Below are 19,947 nucleotides of genomic sequence, written 5' to 3' on the forward strand. Positions count from 1 at the left end.
GGCGCTTAGTCAATGAGCATTAACGTCGATAGACGAATAATCCCGGTCTTGGATTGTTTGTCTATCGGGGCTAAACGGAGTTAACTGCCTGTTGCCGCACGTTTCGACTATATACGTTCGGAGCGCAAAGAAAGGTTTGAGACTTTGTCCCAAACCTTTTTGCTGTATTTCTAAAACATGCGCTGAAAGGCAGGCAACTTCCTTCAGGCGCACGCTCTTTCGTTTACACATTTATTGCCACTGCCAGAGATCCGCCTTCATCTTAGTCGCAATCATCTGAGAGAGAAGATCAACAAACTGATCCGGCATATATTTTGCAGTGTCCAGGTCCGTGGTTTGTTTATCGACCTTGGTAATGACTGAACCTTGATGTTCCAAATAAAGTCCATATTTCGGGGCAATCTGACATAACCGTTCAACTTGTTCTTGCGTCAAGGACAACGCCTCCTCAGTATTTACTCTGCGCTTAGCGAAATCACGCAATGCCGTCAAGATAATCAGTAACAGAACTTTTTGGCTACCAGTTGCTGGTGAATCGTCGACGCAAGACTGGCCTCATCCGGGCCGTCCGTAATGATCTGTACGAACTGCCCCTCATACTGGGCCAACGCATGTCCTAATTCCGGGTCCATGGGATCTAATTCAACATCATTGATCTTAATGATGGCTGTGCCACGATAGTGTTGACAAGCTCTCTGTAAGCTATCGGTCTGCTCAGTCGTCGGGATACTTTGGTAAAGAGGAAATCCTATCGTCTTCATACGTCTCACCTCTACCTATATTGTAAGCGCTTACGTTACATTTGCCAATACCCTTTATAATATTTTCACAATATTTACGGTTCACGAACACGCGTTCAAACCGGGCTAAAAGTGTGGTATGATATTGCCAGAAATGGAGGAGACGCCGGTATGACAAATAAATTGGGAGTTCGTGAATTAGTCGAATTCACCCTACGCACGGGCGACCTGAGTAGCACCTCAGGCAGTCAAAACACCGCCCTGTTAGGCGCCCAGATTCACCGTCGTCTTCAGAAACAACGCGACGAAAACTATCAAAAAGAGTACTACCTTGAACAAGAATTAACGCTCAATGGTAATCCGTACCTCCTACACGGCCGGGCCGATGGCGTGACGCTCACGGATGACTCCGCCGAAATTGAAGAAATCAAAACATCTGAAACGGTCTTTGACCAGCTGAGTGAGAACACTCTGACCCTTTACTGGGCCCAGGTCAAAATTTACGCGCATTTGCTGATGGAAAAGGAAACTGACTTAGACGCGGTAACCCTCACCCTAACTTACTTTCAGACGAATACTGAAACCACCACCCAGAAGACCCAGGTAATTAGTAAAGCGGACGCCCAAACATTCTTTGATGATGTCATCACCGAATACGTCACCTGGCTCAAGTTTCGCTCGGATCTGCAGGAACGACGCGACCCAACGATTCATCAGTTGACCTTCCCATTCGATCACTATCGACCGGGGCAACGGGAGCTAGCCGTCGCTGTGTACAAAACGATTCTGACTAATAAACGCCTCTTTGCCGAGGCACCCACTGGGACAGGAAAAACAATTTCAACCCTATTTCCTAGCATCAAGGCCATTGGTGAAAGCCTGATTCAACGGATCTTTTATCTGACTGCGAAACAAAGTACGCGGCGAGTCGCTGAAGAAGCCATTACTATGATGGCCGCACAGGGTCTCAAGTTAAAAAGTATCACGTTGACCGCCAAGGATAAAATCAAATTTCCCGAGGAAACCGACCTACTGCCCGAAGAAAATCCATACATGTTGGGATACTATGATCGGTTAAAACCTGCGCTACTAGATCTTATTCAGAACAATGATCAACTGACCCGTCCCGTCATCGAAAAATACGCGCGTAAACACACCCTGGACCCCTTTGAATTCCAACTGGACGCCAGTCTTTTTTGTGACGTCATTATCGGGGACTACAACTACCTCTTCGATCCCCAGGTTCACCTCCAGCGCTTCTTCGCCACCGAAGATCCTGACAACTTCTTTCTGATCGATGAGGCCCATAACCTAGTCAACCGCTCCCGTGAAATGTACTCCGCGGCCATCAGCAGCCAGCCACTCGACCATTTGATCAATCAGAGTCGGGACTTACCCCAATCCAGTAAAAAGTTACACCGCCGACTCCTCGACCTACGGGCCACCTTTGACGACGTGGCCGCACCTCTGCTAGCGGAAAATCAGACAGACAGTACCTTCCTCACGCCACCCGAAAACTTTGACCACGACCTCAGCCGTTTGGTAGAAGCGATTCACGATTGGCTCGTTGATCAGCCACAAACGCCGTTCACGCAGGCGATTTTAGACTACTATTTCGCGGCCATCAGCTATCAACGAATCGGCGAATATTTTGACGAGACTTACCGCATGCGCCTGGAAATTGTTGATGGCAACATTACCTTAAAAGAACTCTGTCTGGATCCCAGTGCCTTTCTAGCGGATAGCCTGGCACTTGGCCACGGAGCAGTTCTCTTCTCGGCCACCCTTTCACCAATGGACTACTATCAGACTGTCCTCGGTGGGGACACTGACAGTCTGGCCTATCGGTTGGATTCGCCCTTTGAACCGCAACACCAAGCCATCATGGTCACCACCTACATTCAAACCACTTACAAGCAACGCAACGCCAATCTCGCCAACATTTTGTTGGCAATTAAAACCATGATCGACGGAAAAAAGGGTAACTACCTCATTTTTCTGCCCTCCCGTAGCTACCTGCTTGATGTGAGTCAGGCCTTTCAATTGGCCTATCCACACATCAAAACTGTGATCCAAGAAGCACAAATGGCGGAGGCCGATCGAACAGCCTTTCTCGCTAATTTTGTAGCCAACCCTGCGCAAACGCTGGTTGGGTTCGCCCTCCTTGGCGGTATTTTCGCCGAAGGTATCGACCTCAAGGCCGACCGTTTGATTGGTGTGGGTATCGTTAGTGTCGGGCTTCCTGGGATCAATCCTGAGACTGACTTGATTCGAGATTACTTTGATGCGCAATCCCAACACGGATTCGCCTTTGCCTATCAGTTGCCCGGTCTTAACAACGTCTTCCAAGCCGCCGGTCGGTTAATTCGGGGATCCAAGGACGTGGGTATCATGCTATTAATGGACCAACGCTTTGCTAGTCCCCGTTACACGCACCTATATCCACGCCACTGGCAACACTTCCAGCGACTCTATCGACCAGAACAATTAACGACAGCCATCCAGAATTTTTGGCACCAGGAGGTATCCGATGAAAACTAAATTGACGCTCGCTATGGAACGAACCCTCTATTATTACTGTAGAGAAGCCGGTACCTTTGCCGTTGAAGAAGTGACCATGCCAGATGACCAAGGCATCGTCGACACCCTCAGTTACCAGGAATTGCCTAGTGGTGAGATTGAATGGCGCTGTTATGAACTCAAGGTCACTAAGAGCGATTTTCATTCTAAAGCTAAGTTGTCCTTCGTCGGTCACTACAACTACTTTGTCTTGCCACTCGACCTCTACCAGGAAGTGGCTGACGAGATTCCCGCGGGCATCGGCGTCCTCATTTACCGACCATTCGCCCAGGAACTTTTAGCCACCGCAACTGAGACCCCCGTTGCGCCGGGCTATCTCACCGTCACGCGACCACCACGACGCCAGGACTTGCAGGTACCCGCTAGCCAGTTGACTACCCGGTTTATTGCTTCACAGGCCCGTGAAGTTGGTAAAGCCAAGCAAATGGCCACCGGCCTCAAACAATACAGTACCGACCGTCTCTACCAGGAACTCAAAAAACGCCACCAACACTACGACATCTACGATCCTGAGGCTAACTTCTACGAACAATTTATTGAAGATACACAATCGACTGCAGTCACGGCCCTGCAGACTGAGGTCGATGCTTTAAACCTAGAGCTTCACGCCTTACAGGACCAGCTAAAGGAGCGCTCATAATGCTGTACTTCCCCTATTTTCGTGGTCGGCAGTACGACCTCCTTGCCTTGAAAAAAATCGCTGAACAACGGATATTACCGCGCAACATCATTCCCATTATCGAACCCGTTCGAGATATTCGGGCCCTCCCCCAAACCGTAGCCGCCTTCGTGGACCATGATCAGCCATTGGTTATCATTGCGAACCCCACGGTCAGTGATTACGCCCTGACCCAACAAAAGCTTTATGACTGGCAGCCTTGGCGCGATAATCCCAATCTCATCGTTGGCCACATCTTGACGCCAACCACGGTAGCTAGTCCCCCAGTCGCTGGTCACCAAACTTTACTGATTGGCCGGCAGTACGATGAACTTTTGGCAGCACAACACGCCGGTATTTTAACCGACAGTACTTACCTATTGGTTCCACCAGAAGCTCGAATTCGCCAACTCCTGCAGCGCCCAACCATTAGTCTCTTTGACCACGCCTGGTTGCCAGAACACGACCGGAGCTACGCCGACATTGAAGACGGCTTTTTCAGCAATGACTGGGAACTAGCCGACTTGAATCACTATCAAGGATTCAGCGACTATACCATTGGCGGCGGTTACTATAGTGAGCACGGCTACCCAGCCCGAGCGGTCACCCTCCATTTGACCTACTTTGCGGGTGAACAGCTCCGCATTCACCGTTTCGTTTCCAACGACCGCTCGGACTTCAAACATCCTAAGGAAAAGTTCTTCCAGGCTGTTGCCAAGTTGGCCGAGTGGTTACCGCAGCAACCCGCTAGTGTGCAAACACCTGCGGCCCAAGAGCTCGCAGCCTACCACACGCAGCACCATTTTCCTGGTCTAGGCGTGGTCAAGCGACTCAGTCTGGAGCACCACCTTCAAACGATGGCAGCTTATTTTAAAAAGCACTATCCACTAAACTGAATTTAAGTTAGACATCAAAAGGTTGAAAGCATTGAAATAACCACTATGCCTGATACAACAAGGATTAGGTATTGGGATTTAGTCGGATATAGTGAAAAATTGCCGCCTTACCGTTCGCCAAATTTGGACTGGAACGCGGCGGGCAGGACGGGACAAGCCAAAGAGCGGTCTTGCCCCTCGCTTGAAGCCGCAAAACACGTCTTCAAGTCGCCATTTTCAAGAAAACCACTTGAAAATCCCATGGCTGAGTCCAAATTTGACTCACTCCCGGCTACCCAGTGGAGCGCCAATAATGCTGAGTAAATACTGCCATTCAGGTATGTAAGTTAGCTTAGTTTCCAAGAATCCGTTTAACCGGAGGCAGTCAAAGGTGGAGCTCGCTGTGTCGACGGTGTTAGCCGATTTTCGGCTTACAGCGTGGGACGTTTTTGAAGACTGGTGGTCTTTCCGGGCTTCAAACCGAGCCGAAGGACCGTTTCTCAGGCCGCAGGCGTTCCCCACAGCAGGCGGAATCTCTGACCGCCGCAGGTGGCGGGGTGAGACTAATTTTAAACCGATAACGCCTGACTATTCTTGGCTTTATAACGGTCTTCGAACTTTCACCCTTCAGTTAGGTATCAACAAAACCAGTTGAGGGTACGGACAGACTTGTCCGCCTCCTCAACTGGTTTTTACTTAAAATTTAATTAGCATGCAACTTAAATTCCACGTATTTCAGTCAAAAACGTGAGTCAGCAAGTGCTGTTGTTGCATGACCCACTGAGTTGAGAGATCCATAACGGCCCGGCAAGCCCGGGTCTTGTCCAACGCGTTTAGCATGACAAAGTCATGGACCATCCCCTGGAACCGAACCTGCGTTACCGCCACCCCAACCTGGCGGAGACGACAGGCATAGGCTTCGGCCTCATCGCGAGTCACATCCGCTTCCGCCGTCAAAATCATGGCGGCCGGTAGTTCCACCAGTTCCGACTGGTCTGCCCTCAGCGGGGCCACCGTACTTTTCTCCCGGTCTGCCGGGTCAGGCGTATACTGGTCCCAGAACCACTGCATCCCAGCGCCAGCTAAGCCGTAGCCCTCACCAAATTCTTGATATGAGGCCGTCTCGAAGTCCGTATCAGTTACTGGATAATATAATAGCTGGCCGGTGATTCTGGGACCCTGCCGTTGCTTGGCCAACAAGGTCATCACGGTGGCTAAATTACCACCAACACCGTCCCCGGCCACAATCAAGTGACTGGCATCCCACAGACCGTGAGCGGCCGCCGTTTGGCAAAGGACAGCGTAATTCTGTTCAACCGCCGTAGGATACTGGGCCTCAGGCGCCAATGAATATTCTGGGAAAATGACCACTGAATGCGTCCTGACCGCTAATTCACGAATTAACTTATCGTGGGTGTGGCTGTCCCCGAAGACCCACCCACCGCCGTGAATGTAAAAAATCACGGGTAACCGGCCAAATGCACCGATCGGCCTAATGTAGCGGACATTAATAATTCCCCAGTCACCAGTGTCACAAGGTTCATCTTCAATCGTGACCTCATCCTTAGCGATGGGGCGGTCCTGAAAATCACTTAACAGTTGCCGGCCGGCATCCGGAATCAGCTCATATGAACGTGGATGGGCGCTATTGTCCTCACAGACCGCCACCGCTGCTGGTTCTAAAGAAAGTCGTTCCCCCATGTCACAGTCCTCCTCTTTGAAATTCCCAAAAACTAGCGTTACTCATTTATACCCTGAATCGCCAGCCAATCCAATCGAAGGCCTCGCATAATCGTTTAATAGTTAAACCACCTAACCACGTTCTGGACAAGTAGCGTGAGGTTAGGCGGATAACTGCCACTTCAGTAAGATAAATTTAGGGATAGGAAAAGGCCTGAGACTCTTGTCTCAGACCTTCTCCGTTCTTTATCTACAAACTCATATCGCTGAAACGTGCGCCACCAGACAGTTAACCATCCTGGGACTCACGCTTTATATTTAATTTATGCTGGCAGGACGCTGACGCCTTCTGGCACCATGAAGTCCTTTTGAACCAACGTTAACTTACCACTCTGGGCGTCCCGTTGATACAACGTGGCGTTGTCAGAATTTTGGTTAACTACCAAGACTAAGCTCTGATCAGCCGTCCAGTTGAAGTCCCGTGGGAAGTCACCTTCCGTGGAAATCCGTTGAACCAACGTCAGGCTACCATCTTCAGCCGTCGCAAAGACTGCCAAAGAATTGTTGCCCCGGTTAGACACGTAAACGAACCGACCATCAGCACTCAAGCGAATGGCAGCGGCCCCGTTGTGGGCAGTCCAGTCTTCTGGAATCGTTGACGTAATTTCTTTAACGGCAAACTTGCCGGCAGCGGCATCGTAGCTCAACGTGGCCACGTTGCTACTCAATTCACCGACCAAGTAAGCAACGTGCTTCTTGTCGTCAAATACAATGTGCCGGGGACCATAACCAGCTGGTAAATCCAGTTGGCTAACAGCTGAGAGCTTCCCCTCATCTGACACGTCATACAAGTAAACCTTGTCAGAACCCAAGTCACAAACGACCAACCGTTTGTCCGGCGTGAGGTCAGCAAAGTGTGGGTGCGGACCATCAGCTTGTTCTGGAGCTGGGCCGACTGGATCTTGATCGATCACCTTATCAGTTAGCGTCAGGGTACCGTCGGCAGCGATGGCGTAGACCGTTACAGCAGCCGTATGGTAATTGGCCGTAAAGACTAATTGACGAGCTTCATCGACCGCCACGTAGGCTGGTGAGGACCCGTTATCCAAGACTTGTTGAATTGCCCGTGGCTTTTCTTCTGAAACATCATAGATGATTAGACCACCGTGTGTGGTCCCATCAGTTTCCTTTTTGTTGATGACGTATAACCGTTGTGCCTTAGCCTTTGCAATGTAAGTTGGGCTTCCGGCTGACGCCAGCCATTCGCAATCCATGAGCTTAGGTGTCGCCGTGTCAACGCTGACCCGGTAGATTCCGCGGCTAATTCGCTTGGTGTAAGTCCCAATATAAAACTCTTCCGTCATATGTGCTGCCCCTTTCAACTTAACAAGATATCACTTCTAAGTATAGCACAGCTGATTGGCCTACACCGATTAAGTCACTGGTAACTGTACGCAAAGACCGTTACAATGGGAATAAATCGTTTTTTGAAAGGACCCACTATCCATGTCTAGTTTCGAAGGGTACCATCCCCTCTTAACCCCCTTATTTCGTTTCGACTGGCTCACCCGCTTCAATCTAAAAAACATTGCCGACCTTGCCAACAAGGATCTGGCAGCTACTGCCGAATGGGTCAACACCACCATGCACGACACCATGAGCCGTTCCGCTCTAACGTGGGGTATCGAACGGCGTCAGACCCACAAATTGGTTGGTTGGGCTGGTTTCACTGCCTTAGATCTCACCACCCATAAAGGTCAGATTCGGTTCATTGGCAAACGACTACCAGTGACGGAACAGCAAGAAATCGTTGACCGGTTAGTTAACTTTGGACGGGACGAACTCCAGCTTACGACACTGAAGCTGACCGCTCCCGAACGCCTGGATGACAGCGTATTGCTTGCTGCCGGCTTCACAAAAACCACCGATGGTCCGTGGACTTGGCACAAATAGCGTGGCAATTGTTAACCATGATATTCTTCTAGTTGCGACAACAATATGTCATGAGAACAGAAATTTTCAATTAAATAAAACCAAAAAAGGTTCCCAGATAATTCGTCTGAGAACCTTTTCGTTTATTATTCATATCTCTATTTAAATATTTTAAAAATAGACAATCATCTCGTACAAGAAGTGAACATGCTCGAACATTTAACATTCTGAATGCTCAGCCAGCCTAAGCCATGGGCGTCTTTTAAGACTTGGGGCTTTCATGGCTTAAAAGCGAGCGAGAAGCCCGCCCTTTGACTGAAGCGTCCCCACAGTAGTCCCCAGTCCCTGGCCGCCGGAGCGCAACTAACTATTCCTCGTTCACCCGTAAGTTAAGTTCCTCAGCAATCTCGAAGGATTCACTGTGATAAGCATCGTGAACACCCAGGTAGTAACAACCGAGGCTTCCCAATGTTACCAAGACAAAGTCCCACGGATAGGCCGCAAAGCCAACGCCACCAAACTCATGGCTCCCAATCAACGACATAATCGTCAACCAGATCATTTCTGCCAATAGCCAGCGGCTCCCCTTCAGACTCGCACGTAAAGCGTGCCAGCCCGCTGGTTGTCGTACTTCATAGTAAATGTAGAAGACGAGGCCGAGGGCAATGACCCCAAAGACTTCGATGGTGGTTGGCCACTTAGCCCAGTAGATAGCCAGACTGGCCAAAATGTACGCCAGTGGCGACCACCAGTGCACCGCGTGCAGGCGGAATGGCCGAATAAAGTTGGGTGCCTGACGTCGTAACGCTGTCACCGTGACCGGACCCGTCAGGTAAGCAATCAACGTAGACGTCGAAATCACGTTAGATAGTGCGCTCCAATTACGGAACCCAGCGACCAACACCACCCCTAGTAGCATGTTGACGACCATCGCCCGCCGAGGTGTCTGATACTTGCGGTTAACTTCACCCAATTTGGTCGGCATGTGCTTACTCCCCGTCATGGCAGCTAACGCCCGACTGGTGGTCGCCACGAAGGAAACCCCAGTTCCAAACGGTGAAACGAACGCATCCAGGTATAACAGTGTCGACAGCCAGCCAAGGTTTAATAGAATGGCAATATCTGCGAATGGTGACTGGAAGTTTACACCGTGCCAACCGTGAGCCAGGTTCCCAGCTGGAACTGCCCCAATGAAGGCTACCTGTAGCATCGTGTAGATAACGGCACTAATGCTGAAGGCAATCACGATACTCCAAAAGATATTCTTCTCTGGATGTTCAATTTCATTTCCCATGTTAATGGTCGTTTGAAAAGCATTGTAAGAAAAGATAATTCCGGCAGCCGTGGTCGCTGAGAAAATCGACGCACTACCGCTTGGCATGAACCCGGCCGCATGGGCAAAATTTTGGGAGTCAAACCCGGTCCAAATCAACACGATAATGGTCAGTGTTGGAATCAATAATTTGAACATCGAAATAAAACTCGTAAACCGGGTCAGTAACTTGACCGACCAAAAGTTTAAGAGGGTAAAAGCCAGAATAAAGAGAAAGACAATCACTAATCCCTCGTTGGTAATATTACCAGCCTTAAGAAAGCCCCGCGTCCAATTAGCCCAACTCCAGGGCCATGAACTCATATACTGTACCGCTGCCACGGCTTCGATCGGAATAATCGTCAAGAGTGACAACCAATTCGACCAACCGGCAACGAACCCCAGTAACGGGCCATGTGAAAAAGCGGCGTACTGACTCATCCCACCGCTCGTCGGGAACATCGTCCCAAGTTCAATATAATTTAACGCAATCAGGCCAATCACGATGGCCCCCAATATCCAGGACAGAATGGAAGCGGGTCCCGCGATTTGAGCAGCCATCCCCGCGCCGAACAGCCAGCCGGACCCAATGATGGCGCTCAGCGTTAACATGATCAAAGAAAATAAACTCATTTTGCGCTTCATGCCAGTTTCCTCACTTTCACAGAGATGTTTGCCCTATTGTACACTACGTCTCCGTCAAAATGTAAAGAATCCCGGAATTTCCATTAGAATAATTGACCGACGTAATAGTGAATAAACATCGTAATAATACCGACGATGACGTTACGAATAATTGCCGTCTTAACTAAGCCACGGCCCAGCTTAGCGCTCAGGTACCCGGTTAACGTTACGGACAATAGCACAGCCACAATGGTCGCTGGCCACTGAGTTGCTGCTGGAAATACCGTCATGGCAACGAGTGGGAAAGTCCCCCCCAGGGCCGCTGCAAACAGGGAAGAAAAAGCTGCATCCCAGGGATTCATGTAATGGCCCAGTTGGATATCTTCCTTGACGTTAACGACCGTGGCCAATGCGTCCTTGTGCATTAAGTCCTTCGCAATTGCCAAAGACGTTTCGGGTGTCACGCCCCGTTCCTCGTAAAACTTTTGAACGGCGGCTTGTTGATCAGCGAAATTGCTCTCCAATAAGGCTTGTTCTTTAGCCACCGCAGCCTGTTCAGTATCTTTTTGCGTACTGACTGAGGCGTATTCACCAGATGCCATTGAAAACGCACAAGCCAGCAAGTCGGCTAACCCGGCAATAAAAATCGTAAACTGGTTAGTAGTGGCCGCAGCAACACTAAAAAGTACCCCAACGACGGTTAGAATACCGTCGTTAGAACCCAACACTCCGGCCCGCAACGTGTTCAATTTTTCATCCATAGTTTGATGTTGCTTTTGTTTCTTTTGATTTTTTTCGTGAACCTCTTCGTTTACTTCCATCTTCGGACCCCCCTAGGCAAATAGATGGCCGATGCCGTAAGTGACGAGCATCGTCAAAATCCCAGCGATTACGTTACGCATGGTTCCGTTGCGACGGTTGGCATTGCCCAACGTAGCGGCCACGTACCCTGTAATCGATAATGCAATCACCACCGCAATGAACGTTCCCAGAATCCGCCAGTCCTTTGGCAACAAGCTAATTGAGACCAAGGGTAAAATCGAACCAGTGGGAAACGAAATCATCGAAGCAATTGCCGCTGAGAAGGGGTTGGTGTATTCACCAACGTTAAACCCAAACCGTTCTCGAACGCTGGCTTTGACTGGATCACTGGCCATCATTTCCTTAGTCGCCTGAGCGGCTAATTCCGGCTTAATCCCACTCGCAATGTATTTTTCTCGAATGAAATCAACCTCACCCTGATAATCATCATCCAACGCCGTGGTCTGGGTTTCAATCGCTTTACGCTGCGCATCCTTTTGGGTGTTGACGGAGACGTACTCGCCCATCGCCATGGACACCGTACCCGCAATCATGCCGGCAATCCCAGAAATAAAAATTGCAAAACTACTAGTGGCCGCCCCAGCAACCCCCACAACGATCCCAGCAACGGAAAGGATACCATCGTTGGCGCCCATCACGCTCGCCCGTAACACGTTGATCCGTTGGGCCAGTGTTGCTGGCTTCTTATTCTTTTTCATCGTATCTACCCCCTGAATTTACACACAAACTTCTCTTACCCATCTTAACACGAGTTGTAAATAAAAGTTTGGGACAACAAACAATTTCTGAGTAATTTAGAACCATTATTACTTAACAACAAATCTATTGTACTCTTTGGCCGCCAAAAGTAAATGGTCGAGATTGAAAAATTTCATTTTAATGACAAGCGATTCTAAAGTGAGCAGAACACTGGCACTCTCGTCAAAATGTGGTTTAATAGAGTCAAACTAGATTCATTCTAAAAAAAGGAGGGAAAACCTTGGCTAGTCAGCAACAACTTTTAAATCAGGCACTACAAACCCTGAAGGAACACCACGTCCGGGTGACCCCGCAACGCCAAATCATCTTAACTTACCTGGTGACCCACCATAACCATCCCGCCGTTGAAACCATCTTCACAGCATTGGCTGAGCAACTGCCCAACCTCAGTATGGCAACGGTCTACAACACATTAAATCTGTTAGTTGATCTGGGAATCGTTATCGAACTTCCCAACGACAATGGCGGTATTCGCTATGACTTCTATGGGCGCCCCCACTACCACGTTATCTGTGAAAACTGCGGTAAAATAACGGATGTCTTCACGCCCGCCTTCGAGCAGATCGAAGAGACCCTGAACGCGGAAGCCAAAAAACAAACGGGTTACCTGATTACCAGCAATCACGTCGAAGTTTACGGACTGTGTCCAGAGTGTCAGCAAAAACTTCACATCGATCCGACCCGCCAAACCTGGGCGACCGAAAAGTAACCGGCACCAATCCAGCCATAGCGGCGTTCCCTCTATCTGACGGAATGCCGCTTTTTAACTTGCCATAAAGCCCGGTCTAACAATATTACAAGGACGTTACAGGTGTCGTAAAGTTTTAATCTATTTGAAAACACGGCGAACAAACGCCGCGATACTCGTTATTACCATCGTAATATAAGCCCTGAAGCCCCGTGTGACGGTTGTCTGGGCGTCTAATAATGTTTATAGTTGATAACGAATGATAAATAAGTCGAGTAAACGACCCATTAACGGGTCCCTTAAATTTAGAAAAGAAAGTACGAGGATGATTAGGGTGAAAATGCACAAAGTCGTTTTAACTGCAGTGGCCGCACTAGGGGCTATCGGTATCTTTGGTGCCACATCAATGACAACTGCCAATGCTGCATCGTCAAAGGTCAACAACTACATCAGCAGTAAGAATATCAAACCTGCTAAAGTAACTAAGAGTATTTGGAGTGGTTTTCCTAAGAACAAGTACCGTCATGGTAAGGGTAAGCCAGAAGGAGTCGTTGTTCACGAAACGGCCAACCCATCCTCAACCATTTACAACGAAATTGCCTACATGAAGCGTAACTATAACAACGCCTTCGTTCACAGTTTCGTTGACGGTTCCCGGATCATCAACATTGCCAACACGGACTACTTAGCTTGGGGTGTTGGTTACCCTGGTAACGCCCGTTTCGTTCAATTCGAACAAGTCGAGGTGCACAGTAAGTCTGCCTTTGCCCACGAAGTTGCTAACGCTTCTTGGTACACGGCTTACCTTCTGAACAAGTACAACTTAAAGCCTAACGATGCTGCCTACGACTACAAAGGCACTGTTTGGTCCCATAAGGCCGTTGCTCACAAACTTGGTGGTTCAACACATACCGACCCAATCGGTTACTACGCTTCCGCTGGGAAGAAGTACTTTGGTCAAAAGTACACCATGGCTGCCTTCTACAAGATGGTCAAGTCATACTACAACGACATGAACGCAACGAAGCACACGAAGCTGGCCAGCGCGACCTACACGTCCGTTAACCAGGAAGCTAAGTTGAGCAGCAAGTACACCAAGTACTACCTGTACAACCACGTTAAGGGTGCCAACAAAAACGCCAAGCGCCAAAGTTGGTCCAAGATTGCGCCTAAGGTTGGCAAGTCTTACAGCATCGACATGACCGCTAAGAAGAGCAATGGTACCACGTGGTACCGAATCAAGCCTTCTAAGGACTCGACCAGCAAGACCCGTTACTGGGTTTATTCCGGTAACCTGACAAACGTTCAAGACGTTGCCACGGAAACGGCCAGTGCTACCAGCACTAGCACCAGCTCTGAAAACAACGCCGCCAACAGTTCAAGTGCTACTGAATCCTCTGTTAGTTCTTCTAGCGCTAGCTCAGTAAGTAGCAGCAACTAAATTTAACATTTCTAACGACCATCCATTTGTCTGGGTGGTCGTTTTTTTGTACTTCTAATTCGGTAGTTGATCGTTAAAGTAGCGGTCAGGGGTGGGGCCCGCTGTGGGGACGCTTCAGCCTGAGGACCGGGCTTCTCGCTCGATTTGAAGCCAGGACAGCCCACCTGTCTTCAAAGTCGCCCATGCCGTAAGCTAGTAGCCCACTAGCTAACGCCATTTTCACGGCCGGCCCCACCCCTGACCACCTCCGCTTTGATTGATCATTACCACCTCATCAGTGCAAACCAACGCTCATAGTGGCGTCAGTACTAACTGATATTGCCACTGAAGACCACTTAATCTACTTACAAACTCTCACCCCAAGATTACTGCATTGCCATAGGATTCAAATTAATTGCCTACAAAAACGTCGTCGACACCTCTCATTAGAGATTGTCGACGACTATTTTAGTCATACTTTATAGCTCCCTAAGCGACCACTAACCAGTTATCACACTAACCGCTGTAAATGACCAATCAGTTTCAACAAAATAACACTATGTTAGCGTAGGTGGCCTGGGACGGGGCCAGCCGTGAAAGTGGTGTTAATTGGCAGTTTTTTTGCCAATTTACAGTACGGGCGAGCTTGGAGACACGTGGGTTCCGTGGCTTCAAGTCGAGCGAGAAGCCCGCTCTTTGGCTGAAGCGTCCCCACAGCTGGCCCCGTCCCAGGCCGCCGAAGCGCGAGATTGCTGTTACTCACCCATTTTAGCTTTATCAGCACGTTTACGTTGACCGGCCACGGCGCGGGTCATGACCCACGTCGTAATTGGCACGGTCAAGATAACACTGACCATAGCAAATAAAATCATCAAAATTTCTGAAACAAAGATTTTATCATTTAAGATTTCACCGAATGAGTAATGAACACCGGTAAACCAGATAAACAGTGCTAGAAAGCCACCAAAGAACCCAAAGAACAAGGTATTAAACGTCGTCCCAATGATTTGCTTACCGACGGCGATACCATCACCCATCAAGGCCTTTAAACCCACCTGAGGATGCTGCTCAAGGATTTCACTAAGACCAGCGGCAATTGCCATAGCAGCCTCGGCAATCGCCCCCAGCGTGCTTAGAATGGCCGTAGCAGTGGTTACCTGTACGAAGCTGATCCCCACCAAGACGGATAAGCCTTCAAGGTCCTCACTATCTTCCGGTCCGAATCCTTGAACGAGAGCCCACTGTTCCACTGGAACAATGACGGCGACCAGGACGACTAGCACGACCGCAGACGCAATGAAGGCCACGGTGCTAGACAAGTCATCCCCACTGCTCATGAAGATGGTCAAAGCTAGCACTAGCATCCCCGTCACCAGGGTAACGATCAACGGTGAGAAGTGAAACGCCACTAAAACAATTGCCAGAAATAACAGGCCAAAATTGAGAATCAACGCTAGAAATGACTGCGCCCCCGCTTTACCACCGACTAAAATCATCAACATTAGTAGAATTAATCCCAAAGTACTGATTGTACTCATGCGCTCACCTTCTTTTCCATGAATCGGCTAGCCAGAAAGCTTGCTAACGGAACCGCCAAGACAATACCGATTCCGCTGATTAGGCTTTGCACGACCCCCATCGACATATTCATCGAGAAGGTGTAGCCCCAGCTATTCCCATTTTTTAAGTACAACATGGCCATCGGGAAAGTATCCGCCACGAAGATAAAGAATAACACGTTGATCAGTGGCCCCATAATCGTACTCCCAATCTGCCGACCAGACTTAAATACTTGATTGGCAGACAGCTCCGGCCGCTCACGTTTCAGGGCAAAGAGCGACGAAATAATATCCGTGGACTCGTCCATGACCGCTCCCAGAGAACCCAAGAGTGTCTCTGCCAAGAACAGTGGGCGCGGCAGCTGAGTCACGTACTGCATGGATTCGTAGTACATCCCCCGCTCATGCGTGAAATGAAAGACCAACAACGCCACGATAATTGAAAACGCCGTTCCGCCTAACGTAGTTGCCAGTGTAATCAGCATCTGTCGGTTCGCACCTAGTACCAACCACAGTGTGAGAGCAGCAAACACAATGGCTAAACTCCCAAAGATCCACAGCACCTGTGCCCCCTGGGTTGAGCCATTCAGGAGAATTGCCATTAAAAACAGCACCCCATTAGCCGCAACACTGAGAAAGGCCATGAACCCACTGAATTGCATAATTAAGAGCAGTAACGCCACGACGACCCAAATCATAGTCAGTATTGGGGTATCCCGCTTCACGTCCTTGGCCGTCGCGGTTAACTTTTGACCGGTGTGTTGATGAACGACCACAAATAGTTGGCTACCCACGTGGTAACGCTGATCCATTGCACCTGATTGTGAATAGGTATTGGTCACTGTCAATGAGCGCCCCCGGTAAGACCCGTTCAAAATGTGACCAGTCAATGTTTGTTTCGTTTGATAATCTTGATTGTGGAAATCATCGGTCTCCTTCGTCGCCCGGCCAGTTTTAACCTGGGTGACCTTCATAATGGGATCATGATAGAGACCAGCATTATGCTGCGTCCCCCATATCAGGAGACCCCCGATGACTAGGGCCAGAAGCCAGAACCACCCCTGCACCCGTTTCCCTTTCATCACTTGCATGTTCCCCGTCCCTTCTTACGCCATTTACCGAATTAATTCCAATATACCACTTTCCGTGGGGTCCCCTGAGCCGGATAAAAAATTTTAAGCAAATCACAGCAAACGCGGCCCGTCAACGCTAATAGGTGGTCTGAAGTTGCTTAATCCCGCGAGGGGCTTGCATTTTGTGAGAATATCCAGTAGAATAACACACGATTGTTATTTTAATTAAGCGAGGGTTTTTACAATGAGAAAAGCACATCCAAATGGCGTTCAAGGCCGTCGGAAGGTTAACCGTAAAAAGGACCGGAAGCGACGCGACGAAATTTCAGACTTACAACGTTGGTTAAAGAACAAGAAGTAGTCTGACGCCTTTACTAGAAAAGTCACTGACACTGTCAGTGGCTTTTTTGTTTACTCATGATCCATAAAGAGGTTCCTGGCCAACGACTGGTTGACCAAGAACCCCAATTTTGAAGATATAATAGCAAAAGCAATTGTTGCTTAGTCGACCACTAACACGCTGGTCTTAGAGTGATGAACCACGTAACTAGTGGTGGAACCCATGATTGCTCGCCCAATGCCGTGCGCCCCGGAACGACCGATCACCGTCAACGTCGTTCCTAATTCTGCTGGTAAAGTTTGGGCGATGGTTGGCTTCGGTAACCCAACTTTGAAGCTCGTTTCGACTGCCACGCCCTGCGCTTCGACTTCCGTGACGGCACTCTCCAAAAACTTCGCAGCGTCTTCCTTAAAATGCGTAACGATTTCGCTGCCAAATTCTGCACCGTAGTGGGCGTAAGTCTGATCACTGGCGACGGACACGATGAACAGTTTGGAACCGAGTTGCTTAGCCAAGTTGGTAGCCTCCACCAACGCAGCGTGGGCGTTCTTGCTCCCATCCATTGGTACTAAAATCCGTTCATACATAATATCCCGTCCTTTCCATAGTAAACCATCTAGGTGATATCGCTTTCAACACCTTTATCATACCAATTCTTTCGACCGCATAAAAGACCTTTGCGTCATTTTTCACGATTTAATTTGTTCCTGAAAATCTCGAGAATATCATCACCCGCTTAATCAGTACTTTGTGGTAAGATAAGTCGAGTAAATCAATCACTGAGGGATGGATATAAAATGAAAAAGTTTTTATTGGGCGCCCTAGGACTCTTAGCTTTGACCCTAGCCGGCTGCTCTAGTAACAAGCTCACCACCAATAAAAGTAGCTATCACCCAACTGCATTGACCGCTGTGGTGAAAGGCAATACCAAGTCCAAAACGGTCACCTACCAAATCGATGGTGGCCAGAAACAAAAGGCCGAGGTTAGCGGCGGCACTTACTTCTTCCAAGTTCCAGCTGCTACTAAGGACCAACAAGTCAAAATCACTGCTGGGACGGCCCACAAAAACGTTTCAGTGAAACACGTCACAGCATTGGCTAACTACAAAAAGTTCGCTGCAAAGTACAATCAAATGGTGATTGCCACCCACTTACCAGCAAAGGTACAAAAACAATTAGCTAGTGCGCAAAAGACCCAAGCCGCTACTAAAAAGAAGTTAGCCGCCCTGGCCCAAACGAATCCTGCCGCAGCTGCAGCCGCTGTCCAAAAGCAACAAGCCGCTGCCAAGCAACTCCAAGCACAGATGGCCACAGCCAAAAAAGCTGCTAAGGACGACCTTTTGCCAACGAATACGGCTGCGGGCGTGAAAAACCTGATCAGTACCAAAGCCGTCACCGTCCGGGGCAATGTTCAAGATGGTAAATTGATGGGCTTAGCACTGATCACACCCACTAAGCAAATGAAAACGAAGTCTGGCCAAAAGGATTTCGGGACCACCTTTGCGCTGTTGGGTGGCTCACTCAATGCCAAACCTAAGTACGTCATCAAGAAGTTTGAAAAGGTTTTGAAGGACGCAAAGAAGAACAGTAGCTCCACGACGACCAAGACGATTCGGTCGAACGGCGTGCGGTTCAACACTGGTTTCTCTACCGATCATCTCTACATCTACATGACGAAATAGCAATGCTTGCGCGTGAACATTGATTACCGTCTCCGGTCGACAGGGTGGGTGTCTGCTGTGGGGACCGGAGAAAGCCAAAGTACGGTCTTTCTCCTCGACTTCAAGCCTCGGCAAACCACCAAGGCTTGAAGATCGTCCCGTGCTGTAAGCTCGAAGGACCTGAGCTAACACCACCTTCACAGCTGCCACCCACCCTGTCGACCTCCGGCTCATGCAACTCATGAGTAAATCAACTTAATTCGCTCACTTGTTGACTTGTCATACTGGTCCTCAAGGCAACCTTCACTATCGTTAACAAGTTTACTTTCGTTTCTAAAATAACTATCTTAATCCGTTCATCCCTGCTGTGTCAGTCAGATGAGCGGATTTTCTTTTGCCATCAACCAAGTTCCTTCCCCAACTGTGATTTAGAAAACAAGCTGACCTTTCTTAATCACAGTGGATAAGCGCAATTGTTTTTATCCCCACCCGTCAGGCCGCATAATAACGGTATGCTGAGTTAGTGAAGAATGCTGGTCATTTTACCAGCAAATTGCACCAAATCGGCTGAATTCGTTTTCCTAGGGGGAGTTATCATGCAAAACGAAGAAAGAGTATTCGAAACTTTTCTGCGTCAATACCGGGAAATTTTTCGCGTACTGATCAACGCCGCTGAACAGGTGACGGGTCAGTACTCGGTCAGCTTTGAACAGTACCTGCTGCTGAAGCAAATTCATGAGCAACGCAATATTACGCTGAGTGAACTGGCCGATTCGACCCGTACCACCCGTTCTGCGGCTGCCCGAAAACTACGGGCGCTGCTGTTGGATGGTTTTGTGGAACAAGAGGCTAAGTTGGATGACCGCCGTGTGAAGTACCTGCGGCTGACGCCTAAGGGGGCGGCGATTGAAAATGATATTCGTCAGGCGTTCCTGCAGAGTGCAGCGGCCTGGGAACAGATTCCAACGAGCTTAACTGCTGGCGACATCAATGAATTCTTCACGCAATATCAGCAAAATATTGCTGTTTGGGATCGGACCCGGCCGAAATTTCAACGACCCGTTCTCCGTACGAAACGGAAGGCACTGGGCGATAAGTAGGTCGTGACCCATCACAACAGAATAGAACCAACGTGAGTTAGTGGGCAACCTCGCTAGCTCACGTTTTGGTTTACCCACTAATCCGGTTGGCCAACTAAAAACTAGGTGTCAAAAAAATTCCCTT

At 49.0% G+C, this 19,947-nt stretch carries 18 protein-coding genes; 8 read left to right on the forward strand and 10 right to left on the reverse strand.

The annotated features are described in order from the left end of the window. Positions 1-231: 231 nt before the first annotated feature. Positions 232-435 carry a hypothetical protein gene (locus EKM87_RS03925; RefSeq protein WP_125682063.1) on the reverse strand — a complete coding sequence of 68 codons (204 nt, stop codon included), beginning with the start codon at positions 433-435 and terminating at the stop codon, positions 232-234. Between the two features lie 62 nt (positions 436-497). Next, a complete protein-coding gene (locus EKM87_RS03930) occupies positions 498-761 on the reverse strand; it encodes a PTS sugar transporter (protein ID WP_125682065.1) in 264 nt (87 codons plus the stop codon). A gap of 150 nt (positions 762-911) precedes the next feature. On the opposite strand from EKM87_RS03930, the gene EKM87_RS03935 reads away from it, so the two are divergent. The 3 genes from EKM87_RS03935 to EKM87_RS03945 are packed head-to-tail and all read left to right on the forward strand — an operon-like array spanning position 912 to position 4,874. Beyond that, positions 912-3,281 carry an ATP-dependent DNA helicase gene (locus EKM87_RS03935; RefSeq protein WP_125682067.1) on the forward strand — a complete coding sequence of 790 codons (2,370 nt, stop codon included), beginning with the start codon at positions 912-914 and terminating at the stop codon, positions 3,279-3,281. Continuing rightward, positions 3,271-3,960 (forward strand): hypothetical protein, encoded by a 690-nt coding sequence (locus EKM87_RS03940; protein ID WP_125682069.1) that lies wholly within the window; start codon positions 3,271-3,273, stop codon positions 3,958-3,960. Before EKM87_RS03935 ends, EKM87_RS03940 begins: the two co-directional genes overlap by 11 nt. Next, positions 3,960-4,874 carry a sce7725 family protein gene (locus EKM87_RS03945; RefSeq protein ID WP_125682071.1) on the forward strand — a complete coding sequence of 305 codons (915 nt, stop codon included), beginning with the start codon at positions 3,960-3,962 and terminating at the stop codon, positions 4,872-4,874. Before EKM87_RS03940 ends, EKM87_RS03945 begins: the two co-directional genes overlap by 1 nt. A 714-nt stretch (positions 4,875-5,588) precedes the next feature. Here the strand turns inward: EKM87_RS03945 and EKM87_RS03950 are convergent. Next, positions 5,589-6,554, reverse strand: coding sequence for an alpha/beta hydrolase (locus EKM87_RS03950; RefSeq protein ID WP_125682073.1), 966 nt, complete (start codon positions 6,552-6,554; stop codon positions 5,589-5,591). 302 nt (positions 6,555-6,856) lie between these two features. Beyond that, positions 6,857-7,897: a lactonase family protein gene (locus EKM87_RS03955; RefSeq protein ID WP_125682075.1), complete on the reverse strand. Its 1,041-nt coding sequence runs from the start codon at positions 7,895-7,897 to the stop codon at positions 6,857-6,859. 142 nt (positions 7,898-8,039) lie between these two features. Between EKM87_RS03955 and EKM87_RS03960 the strand changes: the two genes are divergently transcribed. After that, positions 8,040-8,486, forward strand: coding sequence for a GNAT family N-acetyltransferase (locus EKM87_RS03960; RefSeq protein WP_125682077.1), 447 nt, complete (start codon positions 8,040-8,042; stop codon positions 8,484-8,486). Positions 8,487-8,832: 346 nt separating this feature from the next. Here EKM87_RS03960 and EKM87_RS03965 read toward each other — a convergent pair whose 3' ends face one another. The 3 genes from EKM87_RS03965 to EKM87_RS03975 form a co-directional block, all read right to left on the reverse strand. Next, entirely contained in the window at positions 8,833-10,422 is a 1,590-nt protein-coding gene (locus EKM87_RS03965) for an APC family permease (protein ID WP_125682079.1), read from the reverse strand. An 83-nt stretch (positions 10,423-10,505) separates the two neighbouring features. After that, complete coding sequence (locus EKM87_RS03970; protein ID WP_125682081.1) at positions 10,506-11,222, reverse strand: VIT1/CCC1 transporter family protein; 717 nt, start codon at positions 11,220-11,222, stop codon at positions 10,506-10,508. 12 nt (positions 11,223-11,234) lie between these two features. Next, complete coding sequence (locus EKM87_RS03975; protein WP_125682083.1) at positions 11,235-11,921, reverse strand: VIT1/CCC1 transporter family protein; 687 nt, start codon at positions 11,919-11,921, stop codon at positions 11,235-11,237. A gap of 281 nt (positions 11,922-12,202) precedes the next feature. Between EKM87_RS03975 and EKM87_RS03980 the strand changes: the two genes are divergently transcribed. Both EKM87_RS03980 and EKM87_RS03985 read left to right on the forward strand, forming a co-directional pair. Continuing rightward, the gene (locus EKM87_RS03980) at positions 12,203-12,691 is read left to right on the forward strand and encodes a Fur family transcriptional regulator (RefSeq protein WP_125682085.1); all 489 of its coding nucleotides are present in this window, start codon (positions 12,203-12,205) and stop codon (positions 12,689-12,691) included. 319 nt (positions 12,692-13,010) lie between these two features. Further along, positions 13,011-14,111 (forward strand): peptidoglycan recognition protein family protein, encoded by a 1,101-nt coding sequence (locus EKM87_RS03985; protein ID WP_125682087.1) that lies wholly within the window; start codon positions 13,011-13,013, stop codon positions 14,109-14,111. A 734-nt stretch (positions 14,112-14,845) separates the two neighbouring features. Here EKM87_RS03985 and EKM87_RS03990 read toward each other — a convergent pair. The 3 genes from EKM87_RS03990 to EKM87_RS04000 all read right to left on the reverse strand — a co-directional run bounded on the left by EKM87_RS03990 (position 14,846) and on the right by EKM87_RS04000 (position 17,649). Beyond that, positions 14,846-15,628 carry a YibE/F family protein gene (locus EKM87_RS03990; protein ID WP_125682090.1) on the reverse strand — a complete coding sequence of 261 codons (783 nt, stop codon included), beginning with the start codon at positions 15,626-15,628 and terminating at the stop codon, positions 14,846-14,848. Next, a complete protein-coding gene (locus tag EKM87_RS03995) occupies positions 15,625-16,740 on the reverse strand; it encodes a YibE/F family protein (protein ID WP_125682092.1) in 1,116 nt (371 codons plus the stop codon). The genes EKM87_RS03990 and EKM87_RS03995 overlap by 4 nt, the downstream gene beginning before the upstream one ends. Positions 16,741-17,223: 483 nt before the next feature. Beyond that, positions 17,224-17,649, reverse strand: a complete 426-nt coding sequence (locus EKM87_RS04000; RefSeq protein ID WP_125682094.1) for a universal stress protein — start codon at positions 17,647-17,649, stop codon at positions 17,224-17,226. Positions 17,650-17,859: 210 nt separating this feature from the next. Between EKM87_RS04000 and EKM87_RS04005 the strand changes: the two genes are divergently transcribed. Continuing rightward, complete coding sequence (locus EKM87_RS04005; protein ID WP_125682096.1) at positions 17,860-18,744, forward strand: hypothetical protein; 885 nt, start codon at positions 17,860-17,862, stop codon at positions 18,742-18,744. A 575-nt stretch (positions 18,745-19,319) separates the two neighbouring features. Next, complete coding sequence (locus EKM87_RS04010; RefSeq protein ID WP_125682098.1) at positions 19,320-19,823, forward strand: MarR family transcriptional regulator; 504 nt, start codon at positions 19,320-19,322, stop codon at positions 19,821-19,823. Positions 19,824-19,947 lie beyond the last annotated feature (124 nt).

This window comes from Levilactobacillus yonginensis (genome assembly GCF_003946265.1).
GTDB classification, from domain to species: Bacteria; Bacillota; Bacilli; order Lactobacillales; family Lactobacillaceae; genus Levilactobacillus; species Levilactobacillus yonginensis.